Raw genomic sequence first — 22696 nt, forward strand, 5'->3', positions numbered from 1 at the left:
CCCGCGCCCCGAGGGGGAGCGGGTGGGCCGTACGCGCCCGGTCTCCGGCTAGATGATCAGCGAGAGCAGCAGGACCAGGGCCCCGGCGACCACCGAGATGATCGTCTCCATGATCGACCAGGTCTTGATCGTCTGCCCGACGTTCAGCCCGAAGTACTCCTTCACCAGCCAGAAACCGGCGTCGTTGACATGGCTGAAGAACAGCGAACCGGCACCGATGGCCAGCACCAGCAGGGCCGCGTGCGTGGTCGACATGTCGGCCGCGAGCGGCGCCACCAGACCGGCCGCCGAGACGGTCGCCACGGTCGCCGACCCGGTCGCCAGCCGGATCGCCACCGCGATCAGCCAGGCCAGCAGCAGCGCCGGGATCGACCAGTCCTCGGAGATGTCCAGGATCATCCGGCCCACACCGGTGTCGATCAGCGTCTGCTTGAAACCGCCGCCCGCGCCGACGATCAGCAGGATGCCCGCGATCGGCGCGAGCCCCTTCTCGACCAGCGACGAGATCCGCTCCCGGCTGAACCCGGCGGGCATCCCCAGCGTGAAGATGCCGACCAGCACGGCCGCGAGCAGGGCGATGAGCGGGGAGCCGATCACGTCGAACACGCGCTGCACGGTGTTCTCGGGGTCGTCGACGACGATGTCGACCAGCGCCTTGGCCAGCATCAGCACGACCGGCAGCAGGATGGTGGCCAGCGTCGCGCCGAAGCCGGGACGCTTCTCCAGGTCCTCGGAGGGCCGCTGCGGGATCATCCGCTCCGGCGCCGGGACGTCCACCCAGCGGGCGGCGTACTTGGAGAACAGCGGACCGGCGATGACCACCGTCGGAATGGCGATGAGCACGCCCAGGGCCAGGGTCACACCGAGGTTGGCGCCGACCGCGTCGATGGCGACCAGCGGGCCGGGGTGCGGCGGCACCAGACCGTGCATCACGGACAGACCGGCGAGCGCCGGGATGCCGATGCGCATCAGGGAGTAGTTGCCGCGCTTGGCGACCATCAGCACCACCGGGATCAGCAGCACCACGCCGACCTCGAAGAACAGCGGCAGCCCGATCACCGAGGCGATCAGCACCATCGCCCACGGCATCGAACGGCCACCGGCCTTCGCCAGGATGGTGTCGACGATCTGATCGGCGCCGCCGGAGTCGGCGAGCATCTTGCCGAGGATCGCCCCGAGGGCGATCAGGACACCCACACCGGCGACGGTGGAGCCGAGTCCGGTGCTGAAGCTGGTGATCACCTTGTCCAGCGGCGCCCCGGCGAACGCGCCGAGCGCCAGCGACCCGATGGTCAGCGACAGGAAGGCATGCAGTTTGAACTTGGTGATGAGCAGGACGATGACGGCGATGCCCGCCAGGACGGCGATGCCCAGCTGAGCGTGGCCGGCCGAGGTGATCGGCTCCGGTGCGTCCGCTGCCAGCATCTCAACGCTGAGTCTGGTCACGGTGGTTCCCTTGCGTGTACGGGGGTCGGGGAGAAACCGGGGAGGTGGGGGCGCCCCGGGGAGGAGGTCCGGGCAGGGACCTACGGGGCCGGCTCGGGGAGCGCCGCCAGGGCGGTGACCGCCCCTTCGGTGATCTCCTCGGGGCTGCCGGTCACTTCCACGGCGACCCCCGCCTCGTCCGGCTCCAGCGGCTGGAGCGTGGCGAACTGGGAGTCGAGCAGTGCCGTGGGCATGAAGTGACCCTGCCGGTGCGACATCCGGTCCTCGATGAGCGCGCGGTCCCCGGTGAGGTGCACGAAGACCACGCCGGGCGCGGCGGCCCGCAGCCGGTCGCGGTACGACCGCTTCAGCGCCGAGCAGCTGACCACCCCGCCGAGACCGGCCCGCCCGTGCGCCCAGTCGCCGATGGCGTCCAGCCACGGCCACCGGTCGTCGTCGGTGAGCGGGGTACCGGCCGACATCTTGGCGATGTTGGCCTGCGGGTGGAAGTCGTCGCCCTCGGCGTAGGGAACGCCGAACCGGGCAGCGAGCAGGGGACCGATGGTGGTCTTGCCGGTGCCCGCGACGCCCATGATCACGACGACATGGGGGGTGTTCATCGCTGCCTCACTGTCTGCTGTCTTCGTCGACACGAGATGTCGACGACACTGAAGCCCATTAGATACGACGAATTCAAGAGTCTGTGACATATAAGTCTGACTTTTTGTTCGCGTGATCCGCCCCGTACGCTGAGTGCATGAGCACCACGGGCCGGGGGCTGCACGGCCGCGTACTGGACACCCTCGGCCCCGAGATCACCGCAGGCGAATACCCTCCCGGCAGCGTCCTGCGCACCGACGAGCTCGCCCAGCGCTTCGACGTGTCGCGCTCCGTGATGCGCGAGGTGGTCCGCGTCCTGGAGTCCATGCACCTGGTCCGGTCCCGGCGCCGCGTCGGCGTGACGGTCCTGCCGACCCACGAGTGGAACGTCTACGATCCCCAGGTCATCCGCTGGCGCCTGGCCGGCGCGGACCGCCCCCGCCAGCTGCGCTCCCTGACGGTGCTGCGCTCCGCGATCGAGCCCGTCGCGGCGGGCCTGGCCGCCCGTCACGCCACCGCGGAGCAGTGCGCCGAACTCACCGAGTGCGCCCTCGGCATGGTCGCCAACTCACGCGGTCACCGGCTGGAGGGCTACCTCTTCCACGACGTGGCGTTCCACCGGGTGATCCTCACGGCGTCCGGCAACGAGATGTTCGCCCGCCTCGGCGACGTCGTCGCCGAGGTGCTGGCCGGCCGCACCCACCACGACGTGATGTTCGAGGACCCCGACCCGGCCGCCGTCACCCTGCACGTCCAGCTCGCCGAGGCGGTCCGCGAACGCGACGCCCCCCGCGCGGAGAAGCTGACCCGCGAGATCGCCGAGGGCGCCCTCCAGGAGCTGGACATCCTGGCGCCGTAACGGGCTACTCCAGGAACTCCCCGTCGACGTACACCCACGCCCCGTCCACCCGCTCGAAGCGGCTGCGCTCGTGCAGCGAGCCGCCCCGGTAGGACGCCCGGAAGGTCACCGTGCCGGTGGAGTGGAAGGCGGAACCGTCGCCGGTGTCCAGGATCTCCAGCCCGGTCCACCGCGTCCGCGGATCGAAGTCGACCCGCTCCGGCCGCGTCCGCGGATGCCAGGTCCGCAGCAGATAACCGGCGTCCTGCCGTACGAAGGCGCAGTACCGGGACCGCATCAGCTTCTCCGCGGTCGGCGCGGCGGCGGAACCGGAGTGGAACCGGCCGCAGCAGGCCCCGTACGCCTCGGGCAGCCCGCAGGGGCAGGAACGTGTGGTCATGGTCGGCCTCCGCGACAACGCCCGAGGGCCGCGACCTCGTGGTCGCGGCCCTCGCGCTGCATGTGTCCGAGGGGGGACTTGAACCCCCACGCCCGATAAAGGGCACTAGCACCTCAAGCTAGCGCGTCTGCCATTCCGCCACCCGGACAAGGTGTCTGTCGCGCGGGTTTCCCCCCGCGGCGACGACGTAAACATTACCAGGTGTTCCGGGGTGGCCGATCACCCCCGCCCGGCGGCGCCGCCGCGTGAACGGCGTGTGACGGGCCGGGCCGGGTCTTGGGGTGCGCGCGCGGGAGAGAGAGGATGAGGACGACCCACCAGCGGGAACGGTCCACCGGCGGGAACCACCCACCACCGGGAACGGTCCACAGGCGGGCACACCAGCGACATCGGCAGCGGGAGGAAGCACGTGAGCGAGACGGACACGGCCAGGAGCGTCACCGGTGAGGACGAGGTCGTGGACCTCTGCCGCGAGCTGATCCGGATCGACACCAGCAACTACGGCGACCACTCGGGCCCCGGCGAGCGCAAGGCGGCCGAGTACGTCGCCGAGAAGCTCGCCGAGGTGGGCCTGGAGCCGCGGATCTTCGAGTCGCACCCGGGACGCGCCTCCACGGTCGCCCGGATCGAGGGGGAGGACCCCTCGCGGCCGGCGCTGCTGATCCACGGCCACACCGACGTCGTCCCGGCCAACGCGGACGACTGGACCCACCACCCCTTCTCCGGCGAGATCGCCGACGGCTGCGTCTGGGGGCGCGGCGCCGTCGACATGAAGGACATGGACGCGATGACCCTCGCGGTCGTCCGCGACCGGATGCGCAGCGGGCGCAAGCCCCCGCGCGACATCGTCCTCGCCTTCCTCGCGGACGAGGAGGCCGGCGGCACGTACGGCGCCAAGCACCTGGTGCACCGGCACCCGGAGCTGTTCGAGGGCGTCACCGAGGCGATCGGCGAGGTCGGCGGGTTCTCCTTCACCGTCAACGAGAAGCTGCGCCTGTACCTGGTCGAGACCGCCGAGAAGGGCATGCACTGGATGCGGCTCACCGTGGACGGCACCGCCGGCCACGGCTCGATGACCAACGACGACAACGCGATCACCGAGCTGTGCGAGGCCGTCGCCCGCCTCGGCCGGCACACGTGGCCGGTCCGGGTCACCAAGACCGTACGGGCCTTCCTGGACGAGCTGTCCGACGCGCTCGGCACCGAGCTCGACCCGGAGAACATGGACGAGACGCTCGCCAAGCTCGGCGGGATCGCCCGCATGATCGGCACCACGCTGCGCAACTCGGCGGCGCCCACCATGCTCGGCGCCGGCTACAAGGTCAACGTCATCCCCGGCCAGGCCACCGCGCACGTCGACGGCCGCTTCCTGCCCGGCTACGAGGAGGAGTTCCTCGCCGACCTCGACCGGATCCTCGGCCCGCGCGTGCGGCGCGAGGACGTGCACTCCGACAAGGCCCTGGAGACCGACTTCGACGGCCGGCTCGTCGACGCCATGCAGAGCGCGCTGAGCGCCGAGGACCCGATCGCGCGGGCCGTGCCGTACATGCTCTCCGGCGGCACCGACGCCAAGTCCTTCGACGACCTCGGCATCCGCTGCTTCGGCTTCGCGCCGCTGAAGCTGCCCCCGGAGCTGGACTTCGCGGGCATGTTCCACGGGGTGGACGAGCGGGTCCCGGTGGACGGCCTGAAGTTCGGCGTACGGGTGCTTGACCGTTTCCTGGACGCGTCCTGAAACGGTTACCCGATGAGCACGATAATCGTGCAAGCGTGCGGAGCTGACTGGGAAGAGTGAATGCGACCATAAGCTCGTAGCCTCATTACTTCCTCCTCGTTACCCGTGATGTGATCCGCGACTTTGGATCGCTTTGCCAACTAGGAGGAATAATGATCAAGAAGGTCGTCGCTGTCGCGGCTGCCACCGGTGGACTGGTTCTCGCGGGCGCGGGCCTGGCTTCCGCCCACTCGGGTGCCCAGGGTGCCGCCGTGCACTCCCCGGGTGTTGTGTCCGGCAACGTCGTTCAGGTTCCGGTCCACGTGCCGGTGAACGTCTGCGGCAACACGGTCTCCGTGATCGGGCTGCTGAACCCCGCCTTCGGCAACACCTGCGTCAACCAGTGACATTGCGCCCCGCTCGTCAAGGGCAGGCCCTCTGAGGGTTTGAGCCCGTCGGCCCCGGAGCGCGCGCCATGCGCTCCGGGGCCGACAGGTCTGTGAATACGTCGGAACACCGGGAATCCTTCGGAACGGAATTCCCGGCACCAGGTCGAAGGCAGGGATTCAGCAATGCGACAGGTCGCCCGCAAGGGCCTGATGACCATGGCGGGCGCCGCCGGAGTGCTCGCCGCCGCGGGCGGGGCCGCCCACGCCGACTCCGGCGCGGCGGGCGCCGCCATCGGCTCGCCCGGCGTGCTGTCCGGGAACACCGTGCAGGCGCCGGTGCACGTGCCGGTCAACGTCTGCGGCAACACCGTCAACGTCGTCGGTGTCCTCAACCCGGCCGTGGGCAACTCCTGCGCCAACCAGGGCGGCTCCGCCGCGGACGGACACGGCGGCTCCGGATCCCACGGCGGCTCGCACGCCGACGGCCGGGCGAGCGACTCGCCCGGCGTGGGCTCCGGCAACGTGATCCAGGCGCCGGTGCACGTCCCGGTCAACGTCTGCGGCAACAGCGTCAACGTCCTCGGCGCCGGCAACGCCACCGAGGGCAACGACTGCGCGAACGGCGGCCCGGGCCACGAGACGCCGGGACAGCCCGGCGAGCCCGGCACTCCGGGCAGCCCGGAGCACCCCGGCGACGAGCCGAGCACCCCGGCCACCCCGGGCGACCGCACCCCGCCCGGGGCCTCTCAGGGCAACGAGCCGGTCGCCCACACCGCCACCCGGTCCCAGGCCGACGCCCAGCTCGCCCAGACGGGCAGCGAGATGCCGATGGGCCTTGTGCTGCCGGTCGGCGCGGGCGCGCTGCTGGCCGGCGCGGTCCTCTACCGCAAGGCGCGGGCCGCTGCGTGATTCCGCGCACACGGAGCGGGCCCCGCGACCGCGGGGCCCGCTCCGTTCCGTGCGGGGAGCCGCCCGGGCTCACCAGGTGGCGCGTACCTGGCGGATGATCCGCCGCCGCAGCCGCACCCTGCGACTGCCGTCACGCATCAGCGTCAGGCGGTACAACTCCCAGTGTCCGTACTCCGCGTGGTCCGTCAGTAGACGCGCCGTCTCCCTGCGGGACACCCCGCGCGGCACGTACACGTCGACAAATTCGTATTCCGGCATCGCATCTATTGTGCGGGTCGGGCCCCGGTACGGATAGCGTCTGCACTATGTCTGATGCTGCGCAGCCCACCGCTGCCGAGGTACGCGCCGCCGCCGAGGCGGTCAAGACCGCGCTCGACCGCCACCTGGCCGCGGTCGAACGCCGGTCGGGGGAGGACGACCCGGCCGTCTACGAGGCGTTCAACCAGCTGGCCGCGGCCGCGGAGGCGTACGACGAACTGCTCTACGACCGCTACGACGAGGTCACCCCGTTCGAGATCCCCGGAGCGGAGGACGCGCTGCCGCCGTACGCCGGCCCCGAGGAACCGAACGCGCTCAGTGTGCTGATCCGCCGCGACTACTCGGTCGCGGAACCGCAGCGGCTGCTGGGGCACGCGCAGCGGATCGAGGCGGCGGACGGCGACGGCTCGGACGCCTCCGGCACCGTCCACGGCGCGCTCGGCCTGCTCTTCGGCGAGTTCGAACCGGACGAGATCGCCTCCCGGCACAAGGAGTTCGGCCTGGAGGAGGGCGACTCCACGCTCTGGGTGACGGCCTCGGACGTGCCCGCCGAACCCGGCGAATGGCTGGAGGCGCCGTTCGAGCAGGTGGACCCGCAACAGGTGGTGTGCCGCTTCGACGTGAGCGCGGTCTTCGACGAGGACGAGGACCTCGACGACGACACCGACGACCTCGACGAGCTGGATCCGGCCCTGGACGAGGACGAGGACCTGGAGCCGCTCGACGCGGACCGCTGACCGCACCCGTCCCGCATCACGGCGGCGGCATCCCGAAGGGGGCGCCGCCGTGGTGTGCGGCGCCGGCTCAGCCGTCCGCCGCCGGAACCTGCGGCGCCAGCAGCGCCGCCAGCCGCGTCGTCCGCGGCTTGGCCGCCACCTCGGCCACGGCCCGCGGCAGTGCCTGCTCCACCCCGTGCACCACGGACAGATGGCGGTCGGCGCGGCTGAACGCCGTGTAGACCCAGGGGCGGCTCAGTGCCGGCACGGCGTCGCCGGGCAGCACCACCACCGCCGCGGGCCACCGGCAGCCCACCGCCTGGTGCGCGGTCAGCGCCCACCCGTGCCGCACGGACTGCTCCACCCGCTCCCTCGGTACGACGATTTCCTCGCCCGCGCACACCAGGTGCAGCCCCTGCCCGTCGGCCTTGACCACGCGGCCCGGCAGCGTGCGGCCCGGAGCGGGGGAGTAGACGATCCGGTCACCGGGGTCGAACCCGCCGAACCGCCCCGCGCCCGGGTTCAGACGCTCCTTCAGCGCCGCGTTCAGCGCCCGTGTGCCCACCGCGCCCCCGTGGCCCGGGGTGATCACCTGCGTCTCCTCGGCGGGCACACCGATCGCGCGCGGCACCGAGTCCGCGACGAGCTGCACGGTCCGGTGCACGGCCTCTCCCGCGTCCCGCACCGGCACGATCACGACCTCCTTGCCGGGGGCCTCCACCTGGTTCAGCTCGCCCACGCCGATTCCCGAGACCAGCTCGCCCAGCGGCCCCGGATCCGGCCGCCGCGAGGCGATCTGCGGGCAGACCCGCGCCGCCAGCAGGTCCGCGAACACCCGCCCGGGCCCCACCGACCACAGCACCCCCGGATCACCGGCCAGCACCAGCCGGGCGCCGTCCGGCAGCGACTCCGTCACCAGCGCGGCGGCCTCGACGTCGAGCTGCGGGGCGTCGAGCACCACCAGCAGGTCCACGTCCAGTGCCCCGTCGGCGTCGCGCCCCGGCCCCTCGGCGCCGGAGAGCAGCCCGGCGACCGTGGCCACACCCGCTCCCTCGACCAGGGCCGCGAACCGCTCCCGGCCGACCGGACTGTGGGCGGCGGCCCAGGCCCGCAGCCCCAGACCGTGCGCGGCGGTCAGCAGCGCCGCCGGCTCGGCCAGCGAGGCCTCACCGCCGGTGTGCAGCACGAGCCCGTGCCGGGCGACCGCGCGGATCAGCTCACCCGCGGAGCCGTCCGCAGAGGCGGCCGCGGGCTCCCACTCCTCCTCCGTGCCGCCCTGCTCGGGCGCGGAGTTGACCAGCCGGGCCAGACCGTCGGCCAGGCTCTCCTCGGCCAGCGCGTACCGCTCCAGCCCCACCAGCACCCGGACCGGCCGCTCCTCGTCCTCCTCCTCGCCGTCCGCCCGCGGAGCCGGAGCCCCGGCGTCCGCGAGGGCGTCCTGGAAGACGAGCACGTCCCCTTCCGCGATGGCGTTCTGCACGGCCTCCTCGGGCTCCGGCACCCCCTGCCGCCCCAGCGCCGTGATCAGCGCGGACATGTCCAGGGCGGTGTGCCCGGCCAGTGCGGCCTGCTCCAGCAGCCACACGGTGACCGCCCGCCCCCGCCGCTCGTCGTCCGGACCGGCCCCGGCACCGAGCAGCGCCCGCGCGAACGCGTCGGCCTGTTCGGGCCGCACACCGGCGACCCGCAGCAACTGCCAGGGATCGGCGCGCAGCACCTCCGCGCCGCCCTCGCCCAGCACGCCGGCGGCCTGCGCGGCGAGCCCCTCCGGCGCGCCCCCCTGGGCCAGCACCCCCCGCACGTCCTCGACGGCGCCGGTGGCGGGAGCCACCTCGCCCGGGCTCACCGCGGGCGCCCGCCGCACCGGCTCGGGAGCGGGCCGCCGCGGCGCGGGCCGGTCCTCCTCGAACACCGTGGCGGCCGGCTTCTCCCCGCTCTCCACGGCCCGCACGGCGGCCAGCAGATCGGCGGCCGTGCCGCTCAGCTTGCCGCCGGCCTCGATCGGCCCCTGCCGCTCCGCCTTCCGCCGCTCGATCCGCTCCCGCTCCAGGCGCTGCGCGGCCAGTTCGCCCTCGGCCTCGGACACCTGCGCGCCCTCGGCGGGCTTGCCGTCCGCGCTTTCCGGCCCGGCGTCCTCCGTGGTCTCGGGCGGCTCGGTGCTCACAGCGTGCTCCAGTCGTGATCGGGATAGTGGTGCACGGGCGCCGACACATCGTCGAGCGCCCGGCAGATCTCGTCAGGAAGAGTAAGCGCCTCCACTGACAACGCCGCCGTGAGCTGCCGCGCGTTGCGCGCCCCGACGATGGGGGCGGCCACCCCGGGCCGGTCGCGGACCCACGCCAGCGCCACCTGGAGGGTGGTCACGGCGAGTCCGTCCGCCGCCGTCGTCACCGCGTCCACGATCCGGCTCGCCGCGTCGTCGAGGTACGGCTCGACGAACGGCGCGAGATGGTCCGACGCCCCCCGCGAGTCCGGCGGGGTGGCGTCGTTGCGGTACTTGCCGGTCAGCACGCCCCGCCCGAGCGGCGAGGAGGGGAGCAGCCCGATCCCCAGATCGAGGGCCGCGGGAAGCACCTCCCGCTCCACGCCCCGTTGCAGCAGCGAGTACTCCATCTGCGTACTCGCCAGCCGGGTCCGCGTCCCCGGCACGGCCAGCTGCCAGGTCGCGGCCTTGGCCAGCTGCCAGCCGCAGAAGTTGGACACACCGGCGTACCGCACCCGCCCGCTGCCGACCGCCATGTCGAGCGCCTGGAGGGTCTCGTCCAGCGGGGTGGCGGGGTCGTAGGCGTGGACGTGCCACAGGTCGACGTAGTCGGTGCCGAGCCGCGCCAGCGAGGCGTCGAGCGCGGCGAGCAGATGCCCGCGCGAGCCGTCGAACCGGCGGTCCGGGTCCGGTACGCTCCCGGCCTTCGTGGAGATGACGAGGTCCTGGCGCGGCACCAGCCCCTCCATCAGCCTCCCCAGCAGGTACTCGGCCTCTCCGTCGCCGTACACGTCCGCCGTGTCCACGAGGGTGCCGCCCGCCTCCCAGAACGTCTTCAAGAGGTCCGCGGCGTCGTGCTCGTCGGTGTCCCGACCCCAGGTCAGAGTCCCGAGCCCGATGCGGGACACACGCAGGCCGGTACGGCCGAGATGCCTCTGCTCCATGAACGCCGAGATTACTGGCCGGAGCCTGGGGTGTGCGTGCCTGTGGACAACGCAATTCCCGCCCGGGGAGGCCGGGCGGCGTGACCGCCCGCAGCGGCCGGCGCGTCCGCGCCCCGAGCCTCCTCGACCGACCGATTCCGCGCCGGAGACCGAGGACGGACACCCCCGCCCCACCACCGGAGGTATAAGGTCTCCGCACAAACGACGTTACTGATCGGTAAGGGGAGACGGCCATGCAGCTAGGGATCAACCTCGGCTACTGGGGCGCCGGAATGGACGCCGACAACCTCGCCGTGGCACAGGAGGCCGACCGCCTCGGCTACGCGGTGTGCTGGGCCGCGGAGGCCTACGGCTCCGACGCCGCCACCGTACTCACCTGGGTCGCCGCCCGGACCACCCGCATCGACGTCGGCTCCGCCATCTTCCAGATCCCCGCCCGCCAGCCCGCGATGACCGCGATGACCGCCGCCACCCTCGACTCCCTCTCCCGCGGCCGCTTCCGCCTCGGGCTCGGCGTCTCCGGCCCGCAGGTCTCCGAGGGCTGGTACGGCGTCAAGTTCGACAAGCCCCTCGCCCGCACCCGCGAGTACGTCGAGATCATCCGCAAGGCCATGACCCGCGAACGCCTCACCCACGACGGCGAGCACTGGACCCTTCCCCTCCCCGGCGGCCCCGGAAAGCCCATCAAGCTCACCGTGCACCCCCAGCGCGAGCACATCCCCCTCTACATCGCCGCCATCGGCCCGAAGAACCTCGAACAGACCGGCGAGATCGCCGACGGCGCCCTGCTGATCTTCCCCTCCGCCGAGCACCTCGAGGACACCGCCGTCCAGCACCTGCGCGCCGGCCGCGAGAAGGCGGGCAGGACCCTCGACGGCTTCGACATCTGCCCCACCGTCCCGCTGGCCGTCGGCGACGACAAGGACGTCACCACCCTCGCCGACACCTTCCGCCCCTACACCGCGCTGTACGTCGGAGGCATGGGCAGCCGCAAGCAGAACTTCTACAACCAGCTCGCCCGCCGCATGGGCTACGAACGCGAGGCCGCGGACATCCAGGACAAGTACCTGTCCGGCGACAAGCAGGGCGCGGCCGCCGCCGTACCGCACGACCTGATCGACAAGACCACCCTCCTCGGCTCGGTGGACCGCATCGCCGACCGGATGAAGGCCTACGCCGCCGCCGGAGTCACCACGCTCACCCTCGCCCCGGCGGGCTTCACCCTCGACGAGCGCCTGGCCTCGCTCCGCGCCGGCACCGAGGCCCTGGAGCGCGCGGGCCTGGCCTAGTCACGGCCGCGTCATGTGATCCCCACGGCCGTGGTGGGGGCTCGGGGGCACTCCCCGCCACGGCCGTCACCGGAACAACGCCCGCCGGCCCCCGCGGTTACGCCCGCATCCACACCCCCGTGTACTCCTTTTGGCGGAGTTGTCCGCCACACCTGTTGCCACCCCCGAAGCCGCGCACTTGACTCGTTCTTTGCGGATCCGCAGAACCGCAGAACCGGGAACCCGCGGAGAGGTGGCCCCCATGCTTTCGGCCAAGAGCCTGTTCCAGGAGATCCTCGACCACGACGACTCCTTCGCCCTCTTCTGCTCCATCGCCGCGAGCGGCGAGTCCCAGGGCGGCTGGGAGAACGCCCGCATCGCCGCGCTGGTGCCCGGCACCCAGCGCGACCTCGCTCCCAAGATCACCCGGCACGGCGCCGACGAGGACAAGCACGGCCGCATCTTCGACGCCCTGCTGAAGAAGCGCGGTCTGCGGCCCGTCCCCGTCCCGCCCGAGACCGACTACACGATGCTCCTCGAACAGAACGGCATCGGCCTGGCCCACGTCCGGCTCAAGCGCGACGAACCCCTCACCGAGGGGGACATCGTCACCTACCTCGCCCACAGCAGGGTCACCGAGCAGCGCGCCTCCGAGCAGATGGACCTGCTCCGCAAGCACTTCGCCGACCACCCCGACCTCGGCCGCGCGGTCAGGATGATCTCCCAGGACGAGGACAACCACCTCGCCTACTGCCACGAGGAGCTGCTGCGCTTCGCGTACGCCGGGCACGGCCGCGTCATCCAGCGCACCCTGCGCGAGTGCGCGCTCGCGGAGATCAGGATCTACCGGGACGTCAGCCTGGCGGTGATGGCCCACATGGGCCGCATCCTCGGCTGGCCCAAACCCAAGGCGGCCGCCCTCGCGGCAGGCATCCACGCGGTGTACGCGTACGAACGCCTGGGCGGCTGGCGCCGCATGGTCTCCCTCAGGATGCCGGATCGCCGCAACGCCCTGGGCGGCCCCGCCGGCCCGGAACCCGAGTTCGCCTGACCGGGCACCCCCGCCCCCGCCACGCCGGGACCCCCGCCTACAGCCATCCCCGCCGCTTGAACAACCGGAACAACAGCACCTCCAAGAGCGCCATCAGCACGATCACCGCCGGATACGACCACTCCCACCGCAACTCCGGCATGTGCTCGAAGTTCATGCCGTAGACCCCCGCGATCATCGTGGGGACCGCGGCCATCGCCGCCCACGCGGAGATCTTCCGCATGTCGTCGTTCTGCCGCACGCTCATCTGGGCGAGGTGGGCCGAGAGGATGTCCGAAACCAGACGGTCCAGCCCTTCCACGGACTCGTTCACGCGCGTGAGGTGATCGTGCACGTCACGGAAGAAGGGCCGCGCCCGGTCCTCCACGAACGGCACCCCCGCCCCGAACGTGCCCACCCCCGCCAGCCGCGTCATCGGCATCGCCAGCGGCCCGGTCGCCCGCCGGAACTCCAGGATCTGCCGCTTGAAGTTGTAGATCCGGGACGCGGTGTGCCGGGAGCCGCCCCCGTCGGGGGAGAAGACCTCCGTCTCCAGTTCCTCCAGGTCGGTCTGCAGCTCGGTCGCCACGTCCAGGTAGTGGTCCACGACGGCGTCGGCGACCGCGTACATCACTGACGTCGGCCCCTTGCCCAGCAGCTCCGGCTCCCGCTCCAGCCGGCTCCGCACGGCCTTGAGCGGGGCGCCCTCGCCGTGCCGCACGGTCACCACGAACGAGTCACCGAGGAAGGTCATGATCTCCCCGGAGGAGACGGTGTCGCTCCGGGGCTCGTACACCACCGGTTTGAGGACCAGGAACAGCGAGTCGTCGTACACCTCCAGTTTGGGCCGCTGATGGGCCTTGAGGGCGTCCTCGACCGCCAGCGGGTGCAGCCCGAACTCCTGCGAGACCAGGTCGAACTCGTCGGCCGTCGGCTCGTGCAGCCCGATCCAGACGAACCCTCCCGCCGACCGCGCCTCGGCGAGTGCGTCGGAGAAGTCCTCGGGCCCCTCCGACCGGTGCCCCTCCCGGTAGATGGCACAGTCGACGATCACGAAACGCACTCTCCCCTCATTCGGCGGACACCGCACACACACGTGCGCCTACCCTGGGCCGCATGCCCACGTTGCTCCTGGTCCGGCACGGACGCTCCACCGCCAATACCGAGGGACTGCTCGCCGGCTGGACGCCCGGCGTCACCCTCGACGACCGCGGGGCCCAGCAGGCCGCCGCACTGCCCGGGCGGCTCGCCGAGCTGCCGCTCTCCGAGATCGTCACCAGCCCCCTGCAGCGCTGCCAGGAGACCCTCCGGCCGCTCCTGGAAGCCCGCCCCGGCCTCACCGCCCACACCGACGACCGCATCGGCGAGTGCCACTACGGCGACTGGTCGGGCCGCAAACTCGCCGAGCTCCAGGACGAGCCCCTGATGCAGGTGGTGCAGGCGCACCCGTCGGCGGCGGCGTTCCCCGGCGGGGAGTCCATGCGCGCGATGCAGACACGCGCCGCCGAGGCGGTGCGCGAGTGGAACGCGCGTGTGGAGCGCGACCACGGCGCCGACGCCGTGTACCTCATGTGTTCGCACGGCGACATCATCAAGTCTCTCGTCGCCGACGCACTCGGACTTCATCTCGACCTCTTCCAGCGGATTTCCGTTGAACCGTGTTCCATCACCGCGATCCGTTACACACGACTGCGGCCGTTTCTCGTCCGTCTCGGCGACACCGGCGACTTCGCGTCCCTGGCGCCGCGCGAGGAGACGCCCGCCGACGACGCCACGGTCGGGGGTGACGCGGGCGCACCGTGATCGTCGGCCGCAGTAGGGTGAAGCGATCGCGAAGTTGCGCTCCCGTTCGAACAGCCGCCCGTTCCCACCACTCAATGGAGTCAGGACGTGTCCCGTCAGGTGTTCCTCTACGACCAACCGGAACGTTTCGTGGCCGGTACGGTCGGACTGCCAGGGCGCCGTACGTTCTTCCTCCAGGCCTCCGCCGGCTCCCGGGTGACCAGCGTGGCCCTGGAGAAGACCCAGGTCGCGGCGCTCGCCGAGCGCATGGACGAACTGCTCGACGAGGTCGTGCGGCGCAGCGGCGGCAGCGCCGCGGTGCCCGCCATGGCGCCGTCCGAGATCACCGACACCGCCCCGCTGGACACCCCCGTGGAGGAGGAGTTCCGCGTCGGCACCATGGCGCTCGCCTGGGACGGCGAGGAGCAGCGCATGATCGTCGAGGCGCAGGCCCTCGTCGAACTGGACGCCGACTCCGAGGAGGACCTCGCCGAGGCCGAGGAGCGGCTGCTCCAGGACGAGGAGAACGGGCCGCCCATGCTCCGCGTCCGCCTCACCGGCGCGCAGGCCCGTGCCTTCGCCAAGCGCGCCCTCGACGTCGTCAACGCCGGGCGGCCGCCGTGCCCGCTGTGCAGCCTCCCGCTCGACCCGGAAGGACACGTATGTCCGCGCCAGAACGGATACCGCCGCGGAGCGTGAGCGCCGACGACCCGGCCGTCGCGGTGCTGCTCGCCGAGGGCGAGCTGACCGTGCGCGGACGCATCCGTGAGGCGTCGAACGCCGCGCTGTACTGCACCGTGACGCACGAGGGCCTCGAGGCCGCGTGCGTCTACAAGCCGGTCGCGGGGGAGCGGCCCCTGTGGGACTTCCCCGACGGGACGCTCGCCGGGCGCGAGGTCGCGGCGTACGAGGTCTCCCGGGCGACCGGGTGGGGGCTGGTGCCGCCCACCGTGCTGCGCGACGGCCCCTACGGCGAGGGCATGTGCCAGCTGTGGATCGAGACGGCGCCCGCCGGCGCGGAACTCCTCGCCCTGGTGGATGCCGAGGAGCCCGAACCGGGGTGGAAGGCGGTCGGCTTCGCGGAGGTCGGCGAGGGCCGTACCGCGCTGCTCGTGCACGCCGACGACGAGCGGCTGCGCCGCCTGTCGGTGCTCGACGCGGTGATCAACAACGCGGACCGCAAGGGCGGGCACCTGCTGCCCACCGCGGACGGCCTGCTGTACGGCATCGACCACGGCGTCACCTTCAACGTCGAGGACAAGCTGCGCACGCTGCTGTGGGGCTGGGCGGGGGAGCCGCTGACCGAGGAGGCGCTCGACGTCCTCAAGGGCCTCAGGAAGGCCCTCGCGGACGGCGGGACCCTCACCACCGCCCTCACCCCCCTGATCACCCCCGCGGAGGTCGACGCGGCGCGGGCCCGCGTGGAGGCGTTGCTCACCTCGGGTGTCCACCCGGAGCCCGGCGGGCGGTGGCCGGCCATCCCGTGGCCGCCGGTCTGACCGGGGCGGACAGCACGTCGGGCGGCCGGGCGCAAGAGTGCCTTCCCGGCCGTCCGGACCGCTCCGGTTCGTATCTGGAACCGCGGTCCGGTTAGGCTCATGGCATGCATGCCTGGCCCGCTTCCGAGGTCCCCGCCCTGCCCGGTCAGGGCCGCGACCTGAGGATCCACGACACCGCGACCGGGGGCCCGATCACCCTCGACCCCGGTCCCGTCGCCCGTATCTACGTCTGTGGCATCACTCCCTACGACGCCACCCACATCGGACACGCGGCGACCTACAACGCGTTCGACCTCGTGCAGCGCGTGTGGCTCGACACCAAGCGGCAGGTGCACTACGTCCAGAACGTCACGGACGTCGACGACCCGCTGCTGGAGCGGGCCGAGCGGGACGGTGTCGACTGGGCCGCGCTGGCGGAGCAGGAGACCGCCCTCTTCCGCGAGGACATGACCGCCCTGCGGATGCTGCCGCCCCGCCACTACATAGGCGCCGTGGAGGCCATACCGGGCATCGTGCCGCTCGTCGAGCGGCTGCGCGACCTCGGCGCGGCCTACGAGGTCGACGGCGACATCTACTTCTCCGTCGAGTCGGACCCGCACTTCGGCAAGGTCTCGAACCTCGACGCCGCCGCGATGCGGCTGCTGTCCGCCGAGCGCGGCGGTGACCCGGAGCGTCCGGGCAAGAAGAACCCGGTCGACCCGATGCTCTGGATGGCCGCCCGCGAGGGCGAGCCGAGCTGGGACGGCGGCTCGCTGGGCCGGGGCCGGCCCGGCTGGCACATCGAGTGCGTGGCCATCGCCCTCGACCACCTCGGCATGGGCTTCGACGTCCAGGGCGGCGGCTCCGACCTGGTCTTCCCGCACCACGAGATGGGCGCCTCGCACGCCCAGGTGCTCACCGGCGAGTTCCCCATGGCGAAGGCGTACGTCCACGCCGGCATGGTCGCCCTGCACGGCGAGAAGATGTCCAAGTCCAAGGGCAACCTGGTCTTCGTGTCCGCGCTGCGGCGCGAGGGCGTGGACCCGGCGGCGATCCGGCTGGCGCTGCTCGCCCACCACTACCGTGCCGACTGGGAGTGGACCGACCAGGTCCTCCAGGACGCCGTGACCCGGCTCGGCCACTGGCGCGCCGCGGTCTCCCGCCCCGACGGCCCGCCCGCCGAGGCGCTGGTCGAGGAGATCCGCGAGGCGCTCGCCGCCGACCTGAACGCCCCGGCCGCCCTGGCGGCCGTCGACCGCTGGGCCCTGCTGCAGGAGGAGAGCGGCGGCACGGACCCGGGCGCGCCCGGCGTCGTCTCCCGCGCGGTGGACGCCCTGCTCGGCGTCGCGCTGTAACCGGCCCCGGACCAACGAGAAGGGGGCGTCCCGTCCATCGACGGGGCGCCCCCCTTCTCCGTACCGCCGGACCCGGTCAGTCCTCCGACGAATCCTCGCCGTCCGCGGTCGTACCCTTCCCCGGATCCGTCCCCGGACCGGTCCCCGGCTCCGCGCCGGAATCCGGACCCGGAGCGGGATCGGGACCCGTGTCCGTCTCCGGTCTGGACGGCTTCGACGGACGGGAGCGGCCGCCCGGAGTGTCCCGCCGGTACGGCGTGCCCTCCGAGCCGTCGGCCGTGGCGTGCCCGCCGGGCGGCCCCGACGCCCCGTCACGGCGCCGCAGATACCGCTCGAACTCGCGGGCGATCGCCTCGCCCGACGCCTCCGGCAACTCGGCGGTGTCCCGGGCCTCCTCCAGCGTCTGGACGTACTCGGCCACCTCGCTGTCCTCCGCGGCCAGTTGGTCCACACCCAGCTGCCAGGCGCGCGCGTCCTCGGGCAGTTCGCCCAGCGGGACGCGCACGTCGATCAGGTCCTCCAGCCGGTTGAGGAGGGCCAGCGTGGCCTTGGGGTTGGGCGGCTGCGACACGTAGTGCGGCACCGCCGCCCACAGCGACACCGCCGGGACACCGGCGTGCGTGCACGCCTCCTGGAGGATGCCGACGATCCCCGTGGGGCCCTCGTACTTGGTCTCCTCCAGGTCCATGCGGCGGGCCAGGTCCGGGTCGGACGTGGTGCCGCTGATCGGGACCGGGCGGGTGTGCGGGGTGTCACCGAGCAGCGCGCCCAGCACGACCACCAGTTCCACGCCGAGTTCGTGCGCGAAGCCGAGGATCTCGTTGCAGAACGAACGCCACCGCATGGACGGCTCGATGCCGCGCACCAGCACCAGGTCGCGCGGCTTGTCGCCGCCGACCCGGACCACCGACAGCCGCGTGGTCGGCCAGGTGATCTTGCGGACCCCGCCGTCCATGAACACCGTGGGGCGGTTCACCTGGAAGTCGTAGTAGTCCTCGGCGTCCAGCGCCGCGAACACCTCGCCCTTCCATTCCCGCTCCAGGTGTGCGACCGCGGTGGAGGCGGCGTCACCGGCATCGTTCCAGCCCTCGAACGCGGCCACCATGACCGGGTCGATCAGCTCGGGAACCCCCTCGAGCTCGATCACCCAGCGCCTCCTTCCGACGTGCCCTCGCGTACGCCCCAACCTTACGGCGTGCCCGCGGGGCGCCCGCAGCCCCCTCACAAGGGGAGTGCCCCCATCACTGCCCCGTGGGGGACCGTCGGACACCCCTCGGCGACCGGGGAGCGAACGGGGCGGAACGCACCGTTCACAGAGTGGAGCGCAGCCACTGCTCCACGCTCGCGATGTGCACCGTCGCCCAGGACCGCGCGGCCTCGGGATCCCGGTCCCGCAGGGCGGCGAGGATGGCCCGGTGCTCGCGCAGGGTGCGGCCGACCGCGTCCTCCTGGGTGAGGCCGCGCCAGACACGCGCCCGGGTGGTGGGGCCGGACAGACCGTCCAGCAGGGAACACAGCACGGAGTTGCCGGCCCCGCGCACGATGCCCCGGTGGAAGTCCAGGTCGGCGGCGACCAGGTCCTCCACCGACGGGTGTTCGCCGAGCGCGTCCAACTGGTCGGACAGGGCGTCCAGTTCGGCCTCGTCGATCAGGGTCGCCGCGAGGGCGGTCGCGGCCGGCTCCAGGATGCGGCGCACGGCGAGGAACTCCAGGACGGTGTCGTCGCGGTGGAAGTCGACCACGAAACTCACCGCTTCCAGCAGGAGTTGCGGGTCGAGGCTGGTGACGTAGGTGCCGTCGCCCTGCCGCACGTCGAGGATGCGGATCAGTGACAGGGCCCGCACCGCCTCGCGCAGGGAGTTGCGGGACAGCCCCAGCTCGGCGGCGAGTTCGCTCTCCTTGGGCAGCCGGGCACCGGGACGCAGCGCGCCGGAGACGATCATTTTCTTGATCTTCTCGATCGCCTCGTCGGTGACTGCCATGACCGGCCTCCCGCGGCTCGGACGTCCGATGTATCCCGCTCATTATGCGGGCCCGCGCAGGCCACCCGGAATCCGCTCGCCCCGGCCGCGACGGGCGGTCCGGGCGGCGGGGCACGGTGTGCGGCGGCGGAGGAAAGGGGCGGCTCCGCCGACGCGGAGCCGCCCCTCATCCCCTGCCGGCTCCGGTGTCCGCAAGCCGCGGGATCCTCGGTCGGTCCTCGGTCACTTCCTGTCGAGCAGGTCCTGGACGTTGGCGCGGACCTCGTCCGTGGCCAGGCCCCGGATCGTCAGGGTGGTGCGGCGGCGCAGCACGTCGTCCGCGGTCTCGGCCCACTCGTGGTCGCGGGCCCAGACGACCTGCGCCCAGATCTCCGGGGCCTCGGGGTGGACGCGCCGGGCGAGCGCCGGGTCGTCGTTGGCCATGCGGGCGATGTCGAAGGCCAGCGAGCCGTAGTGGGTGGCCAGGTGCCGGGCGGTGTCCGCGGCCATGCGGGGGCCGGGCGCCGGACCGTCGACCAGCAGCCGGTGGGCGACCGCGCGCGGGTTGGCGACACCCGGCAGCGGCAGCTTCTTCGGCAGCGCCGAGACCGGCTCGAAGTCGTCGCCGAGCGGGTGACCGGGCAGCGCCTGGAGCTTCTGCATCACCGTGCGGCCGATGTGGCGGAACGTGGTCCACTTGCCGCCGGCGACGGACAGCATCCCGCCCCGGCCCTCGGTCACGACCGTCTCGCGCTTGGCCTTGGCCGTGTCCCCGGGGCCGCCCGGCAGCACCCGCAGACCCGCGAACGCGTACGTGATCAGATCACGGTCGAGCTGCTGGTCGCGGATGGAGAACGCGGCCTCGTCGAGTATCTGCGCGGTGTCCTTCTCCGTGACCGCGACGTCCCCCGGGTCGCCCTCGAACTCCTCGTCGGTCGTGCCGAGCAGCAGCATGTCCTCCCAGGGGAGGGCGAAGGTGATCCGGTACTTGTCGATCGGCGTGGCCAGCGCGGCCTTCCACGGGGAGGTCCGCTTCAGGACCAGGTGCGCGCCCTTCGACAGCCGGATGGACGGCGCGGCACCGGGGTCCTCCATGCGGCGCAGGTGGTCGACCCACGGGCCGGTGGCGTTGAGCACCAGCCGGGCGTTCACACCGAACTCGTCGCCCGAGAGGCGGTCGCGCAGCTCGGCGCCGGTGACCTTGCCGCCGGTGAAGCGCAGGCCGGTGACCTCGGCGTGGTTGAGCACGACCGCGCCCGACTCGGCCGCCGCGCGGACCGTCATCAGGGCCATCCGCGCGTCGTTCATCTGGTCGTCGCCGTAGACGGCGACGGCCTTGAGGTTCTCGGTGCGCAGCTCCGGCACGTCCTGCGCGGCCTTGGCGGGGGAGAGCAGGTGCCCGACGCCGTCACCGAAGGCCGACAGCGCCGAGTAGGCGAAAACACCCGCCCCGAGCTTCGCCGCGCCGTGCGGCCCGCCCTTGTAGACGGGGAGGTAGAACGTGAGCGGGTTCGCCAGGTGGGGGGCGACCTGGCGGGAGACCGCACGGCGCTCGAAGTGGTTCTCCGCCACCAGCTTCACCGCGCCGGTCTGCAGGTAGCGCAGACCGCCGTGGAGCAGCTTGGAGGAGGCGGAGGAGGTGGCGCCGGCCCAGTCACCGGCGTCCACCAGAGCCACCCTGAGGCCGGACTGCGCGGCGTGCCAGGCGGTGGAGATGCCCAGGATGCCGCCGCCGATCACGAGAAGGTCGTACGACGCCTTGGAGAGCTGCTCCCGGGTCTCGGCCCGGCTCGGGTTCGAGCCGGAGGCCGGGTGCGTCCCCAGGGCAGGCACGGTCTGCAGGGTGGACTGAGTGGTCATCGCGGTTCTTACTCCTCGTCCTCGAGCCAGCCCATGGTCCGCTCGACGGCCTTGAGCCAGCTCTTGTACTCACGGTCGCGGGTCTCCGCGTCCATGCGGGGGGTCCACTCGGCGGCCCGCCGCCAGTTGGCGCGCAGGTCGTCGGTGCTGTTCCAGAAGCCGACGGCGAGACCGGCGGCGTAGGCGGCGCCGAGGCAGGTGGTCTCGGCGACCATGGGGCGCACCACCGGGGCGTCCACGAAGTCGGCGAGGGTCTGCATCAGCAGGTTGTTGGAGGTCATGCCGCCGTCGACCTTGAGGGCGGTCAGCTCCACGCCGGAGTCCTTGGTCATGGCGTCCGCGATCTCCCGCGTCTGCCAGGCGGTGGCCTCCAGCACGGCGCGCGCGAGGTGCGCCTTGGTGACGTACCGGGTCAGGCCGGCGATCACACCGCGGGCGTCGGAGCGCCAGTACGGGGCGAACAGGCCGGAGAAGGCCGGTACGAAGTAGGCGCCGCCGTTGTCCTCGACCGAGAGCGCGAGCGTCTCGATCTCGGCGGCGGTGGAGATCAGGCCCATCTGGTCGCGCATCCACTGCACCAGCGAACCGGTGACGGCGATCGAGCCCTCCAGGGCGTAGACCGTGTCCTGTTCGCCGATCTTGTAGCCGACCGTGGTCAGCAGGCCCGAGTAGGAGTTGATGATCTTGTCACCGGTGTTCATCACCATGAAGGTGCCGGTGCCGTACGTCGACTTGGTCTCGCCCTCGGCGAAGCAGGTCTGGCCGAACAGGGCCGCCTGCTGGTCGCCGAGCGCGGAGGCGACCGGGATGCCGCCGAGCAGGTCGCCCAGCTTGCCGCCCTTGATCTCGCCGTAGACCTCGGCGGACGAGCGGATCTCGGGGAGCATCGCCGTCGGGACGCCGATGGACTCGGCGATCTTCTGGTCCCACTGCATGGTGTGCAGGTTCATCAGCATCGTGCGGGACGCGTTGGTGACGTCGGTGACGTGGTGGCCGCCGTCGACACCGCCGGTCAGGTTCCAGATGACCCAGGAGTCCATGGTGCCGAAGAGGATGTCGCCCGCCTCGGCGCGCTCCTTGAGACCCTCGACGTTGTCGAGCAGCCAGCGGGCCTTCGGACCGGCGAAGTAGGAGGCGAGGGGAAGGCCGGTCTCGCGGCGGAAGCGGTCCTGGCCGACGTTGCGGCCGAGCTCCTTGCACAGGGAGTCGGTGCGGGTGTCCTGCCACACGATGGCGTTGTGGACCGGCTCACCGGTGTTCCTGTCCCACAGCACGGTCGTCTCGCGCTGGTTGGTGATGCCGATGGCCTTGATGTCGTCGCGGGTGATGCCGGCCTTGGCGACGGCTCCGGCGACGACCTCCTGGACGTTGGTCCAGATCTCGGTGGCGTCGTGCTCGACCCAGCCCGGCTTGGGGAAGATCTGCTCGTGCTCCTTCTGGTCGACGGAGACGATGCGCCCGTCGCGGTCGAAGACGATGCAGCGGGAGGAGGTGGTGCCCTGGTCGATGGCGGCGATGAAGGGGCCGGCGGTGTGGGCGTCGGTCACGGTGTGCTCCTGGGAGTTC

The 22696-nt window shown here is 72.2% G+C and carries 22 protein-coding genes and 1 tRNA gene; 11 read left to right on the forward strand and 12 right to left on the reverse strand.

The features are described 5' to 3' along the window. Positions 1-48: 48 nt before the first annotated feature. Together FHX78_RS28175 and FHX78_RS28180 are read right to left on the reverse strand one after the other, a co-directional pair. The gene (locus tag FHX78_RS28175) at positions 49-1446 is read right to left on the reverse strand and encodes a GntT/GntP/DsdX family permease (RefSeq protein ID WP_145870209.1); all 1398 of its coding nucleotides are present in this window, start codon (positions 1444-1446) and stop codon (positions 49-51) included. A gap of 80 nt (positions 1447-1526) precedes the next feature. Then, positions 1527-2045, reverse strand: coding sequence for a gluconokinase (locus FHX78_RS28180; protein WP_145870210.1), 519 nt, complete (start codon positions 2043-2045; stop codon positions 1527-1529). Between the two features lie 137 nt (positions 2046-2182). On the opposite strand from FHX78_RS28180, the gene FHX78_RS28185 reads away from it, so the two are divergent. After that, positions 2183-2884 carry a FadR/GntR family transcriptional regulator gene (locus FHX78_RS28185; RefSeq protein WP_145870211.1) on the forward strand — a complete coding sequence of 234 codons (702 nt, stop codon included), beginning with the start codon at positions 2183-2185 and terminating at the stop codon, positions 2882-2884. 4 nt (positions 2885-2888) lie between these two features. On the opposite strand, the gene FHX78_RS28190 is transcribed toward FHX78_RS28185, so the two are convergent. Next, on the reverse strand, positions 2889-3263 hold the full coding sequence (locus FHX78_RS28190) for a YchJ family protein (RefSeq protein ID WP_145870212.1): 375 nt from the start codon (positions 3261-3263) through the stop codon (positions 2889-2891). Positions 3264-3326: 63 nt separating this feature from the next. Next, positions 3327-3411 (reverse strand) — tRNA-Leu (locus FHX78_RS28195). Positions 3412-3672: 261 nt separating this feature from the next. On the opposite strand from FHX78_RS28195, the gene FHX78_RS28200 reads away from it, so the two are divergent. The 3 genes from FHX78_RS28200 (at position 3673) to FHX78_RS28210 (ending at position 6275) form a co-directional block, all read left to right on the forward strand. Next, positions 3673-4998, forward strand: coding sequence for a M20/M25/M40 family metallo-hydrolase (locus tag FHX78_RS28200; RefSeq protein WP_145870213.1), 1326 nt, complete (start codon positions 3673-3675; stop codon positions 4996-4998). Positions 4999-5150: 152 nt separating this feature from the next. After that, the gene (gene chpH, locus FHX78_RS28205) at positions 5151-5384 is read left to right on the forward strand and encodes a chaplin ChpH (RefSeq protein ID WP_145870214.1); all 234 of its coding nucleotides are present in this window, start codon (positions 5151-5153) and stop codon (positions 5382-5384) included. Between the two features lie 165 nt (positions 5385-5549). Then, on the forward strand, positions 5550-6275 hold the full coding sequence (locus tag FHX78_RS28210; protein ID WP_145870215.1) for a chaplin: 726 nt from the start codon (positions 5550-5552) through the stop codon (positions 6273-6275). A gap of 69 nt (positions 6276-6344) precedes the next feature. Here FHX78_RS28210 and FHX78_RS28215 read toward each other — a convergent pair whose 3' ends face one another. Then, positions 6345-6533 (reverse strand): DUF5703 family protein, encoded by a 189-nt coding sequence (locus FHX78_RS28215; RefSeq protein ID WP_142196342.1) that lies wholly within the window; start codon positions 6531-6533, stop codon positions 6345-6347. A gap of 47 nt (positions 6534-6580) precedes the next feature. Here FHX78_RS28215 and FHX78_RS28220 point away from each other — a divergent pair, with 47 nt between their 5' ends. Next, entirely contained in the window at positions 6581-7270 is a 690-nt protein-coding gene (locus FHX78_RS28220; RefSeq protein WP_145870216.1) for a hypothetical protein, read from the forward strand. Between the two features lie 67 nt (positions 7271-7337). Here the strand turns inward: FHX78_RS28220 and FHX78_RS28225 are convergent, their stop codons facing one another. Both FHX78_RS28225 and FHX78_RS28230 read right to left on the reverse strand, forming a co-directional pair. Then, positions 7338-9413, reverse strand: coding sequence for an ATP-dependent DNA helicase (locus FHX78_RS28225; RefSeq protein ID WP_229923980.1), 2076 nt, complete (start codon positions 9411-9413; stop codon positions 7338-7340). Beyond that, positions 9410-10396 (reverse strand): aldo/keto reductase, encoded by a 987-nt coding sequence (locus FHX78_RS28230; protein WP_145870218.1) that lies wholly within the window; start codon positions 10394-10396, stop codon positions 9410-9412. The genes FHX78_RS28225 and FHX78_RS28230 overlap by 4 nt, the downstream gene beginning before the upstream one ends. A 233-nt stretch (positions 10397-10629) precedes the next feature. Here FHX78_RS28230 and FHX78_RS28235 point away from each other — a divergent pair, with 233 nt between their 5' ends. Both FHX78_RS28235 and FHX78_RS28240 read left to right on the forward strand, forming a co-directional pair. Further along, the gene (locus FHX78_RS28235) at positions 10630-11685 is read left to right on the forward strand and encodes an LLM class F420-dependent oxidoreductase (protein ID WP_145870219.1); all 1056 of its coding nucleotides are present in this window, start codon (positions 10630-10632) and stop codon (positions 11683-11685) included. Between the two features lie 241 nt (positions 11686-11926). Beyond that, entirely contained in the window at positions 11927-12715 is a 789-nt protein-coding gene (locus FHX78_RS28240; protein WP_145870220.1) for a ferritin-like domain-containing protein, read from the forward strand. Positions 12716-12752: 37 nt separating this feature from the next. On the opposite strand, the gene corA is transcribed toward FHX78_RS28240, so the two are convergent. Beyond that, entirely contained in the window at positions 12753-13748 is a 996-nt protein-coding gene (gene corA / locus FHX78_RS28245) for a magnesium/cobalt transporter CorA (protein WP_167531873.1), read from the reverse strand. Between the two features lie 62 nt (positions 13749-13810). On the opposite strand from corA, the gene FHX78_RS28250 reads away from it, so the two are divergent. The 4 genes from FHX78_RS28250 to mshC all read left to right on the forward strand — a co-directional run bounded on the left by FHX78_RS28250 (position 13811) and on the right by mshC (position 17309). Beyond that, positions 13811-14497, forward strand: coding sequence for a histidine phosphatase family protein (locus FHX78_RS28250; protein WP_145870222.1), 687 nt, complete (start codon positions 13811-13813; stop codon positions 14495-14497). A gap of 87 nt (positions 14498-14584) precedes the next feature. Then, positions 14585-15175, forward strand: coding sequence for a DUF3090 domain-containing protein (locus FHX78_RS28255; protein WP_145870223.1), 591 nt, complete (start codon positions 14585-14587; stop codon positions 15173-15175). Continuing rightward, entirely contained in the window at positions 15139-15975 is an 837-nt protein-coding gene (locus FHX78_RS28260; protein WP_189908604.1) for an SCO1664 family protein, read from the forward strand. Before FHX78_RS28255 ends, FHX78_RS28260 begins: the two co-directional genes overlap by 37 nt. Before the next feature lie 104 nt (positions 15976-16079). Then, positions 16080-17309 (forward strand): cysteine--1-D-myo-inosityl 2-amino-2-deoxy-alpha-D-glucopyranoside ligase, encoded by a 1230-nt coding sequence (gene mshC, locus FHX78_RS28265; RefSeq protein WP_145870225.1) that lies wholly within the window; start codon positions 16080-16082, stop codon positions 17307-17309. Positions 17310-17385: 76 nt separating this feature from the next. Here mshC and FHX78_RS28270 read toward each other — a convergent pair whose 3' ends face one another. From FHX78_RS28270 to glpK, 4 genes are all read right to left on the reverse strand, one after another. Further along, on the reverse strand, positions 17386-18456 hold the full coding sequence (locus FHX78_RS28270) for a PAC2 family protein (RefSeq protein ID WP_145870226.1): 1071 nt from the start codon (positions 18454-18456) through the stop codon (positions 17386-17388). Between the two features lie 163 nt (positions 18457-18619). After that, entirely contained in the window at positions 18620-19291 is a 672-nt protein-coding gene (locus FHX78_RS28275; protein ID WP_145870227.1) for a FadR/GntR family transcriptional regulator, read from the reverse strand. Between the two features lie 222 nt (positions 19292-19513). Further along, complete coding sequence (locus FHX78_RS28280) at positions 19514-21130, reverse strand: glycerol-3-phosphate dehydrogenase/oxidase (protein WP_145870228.1); 1617 nt, start codon at positions 21128-21130, stop codon at positions 19514-19516. 8 nt (positions 21131-21138) lie between these two features. Continuing rightward, positions 21139-22677, reverse strand: a complete 1539-nt coding sequence (gene glpK, locus FHX78_RS28285; RefSeq protein ID WP_145870229.1) for a glycerol kinase GlpK — start codon at positions 22675-22677, stop codon at positions 21139-21141. Between the last annotated feature and the right edge of the window lie 19 nt (positions 22678-22696).

It is taken from the genome of Streptomyces capillispiralis (assembly GCF_007829875.1).
GTDB lineage: Bacteria > Actinomycetota > Actinomycetes > Streptomycetales > Streptomycetaceae > Streptomyces > Streptomyces capillispiralis.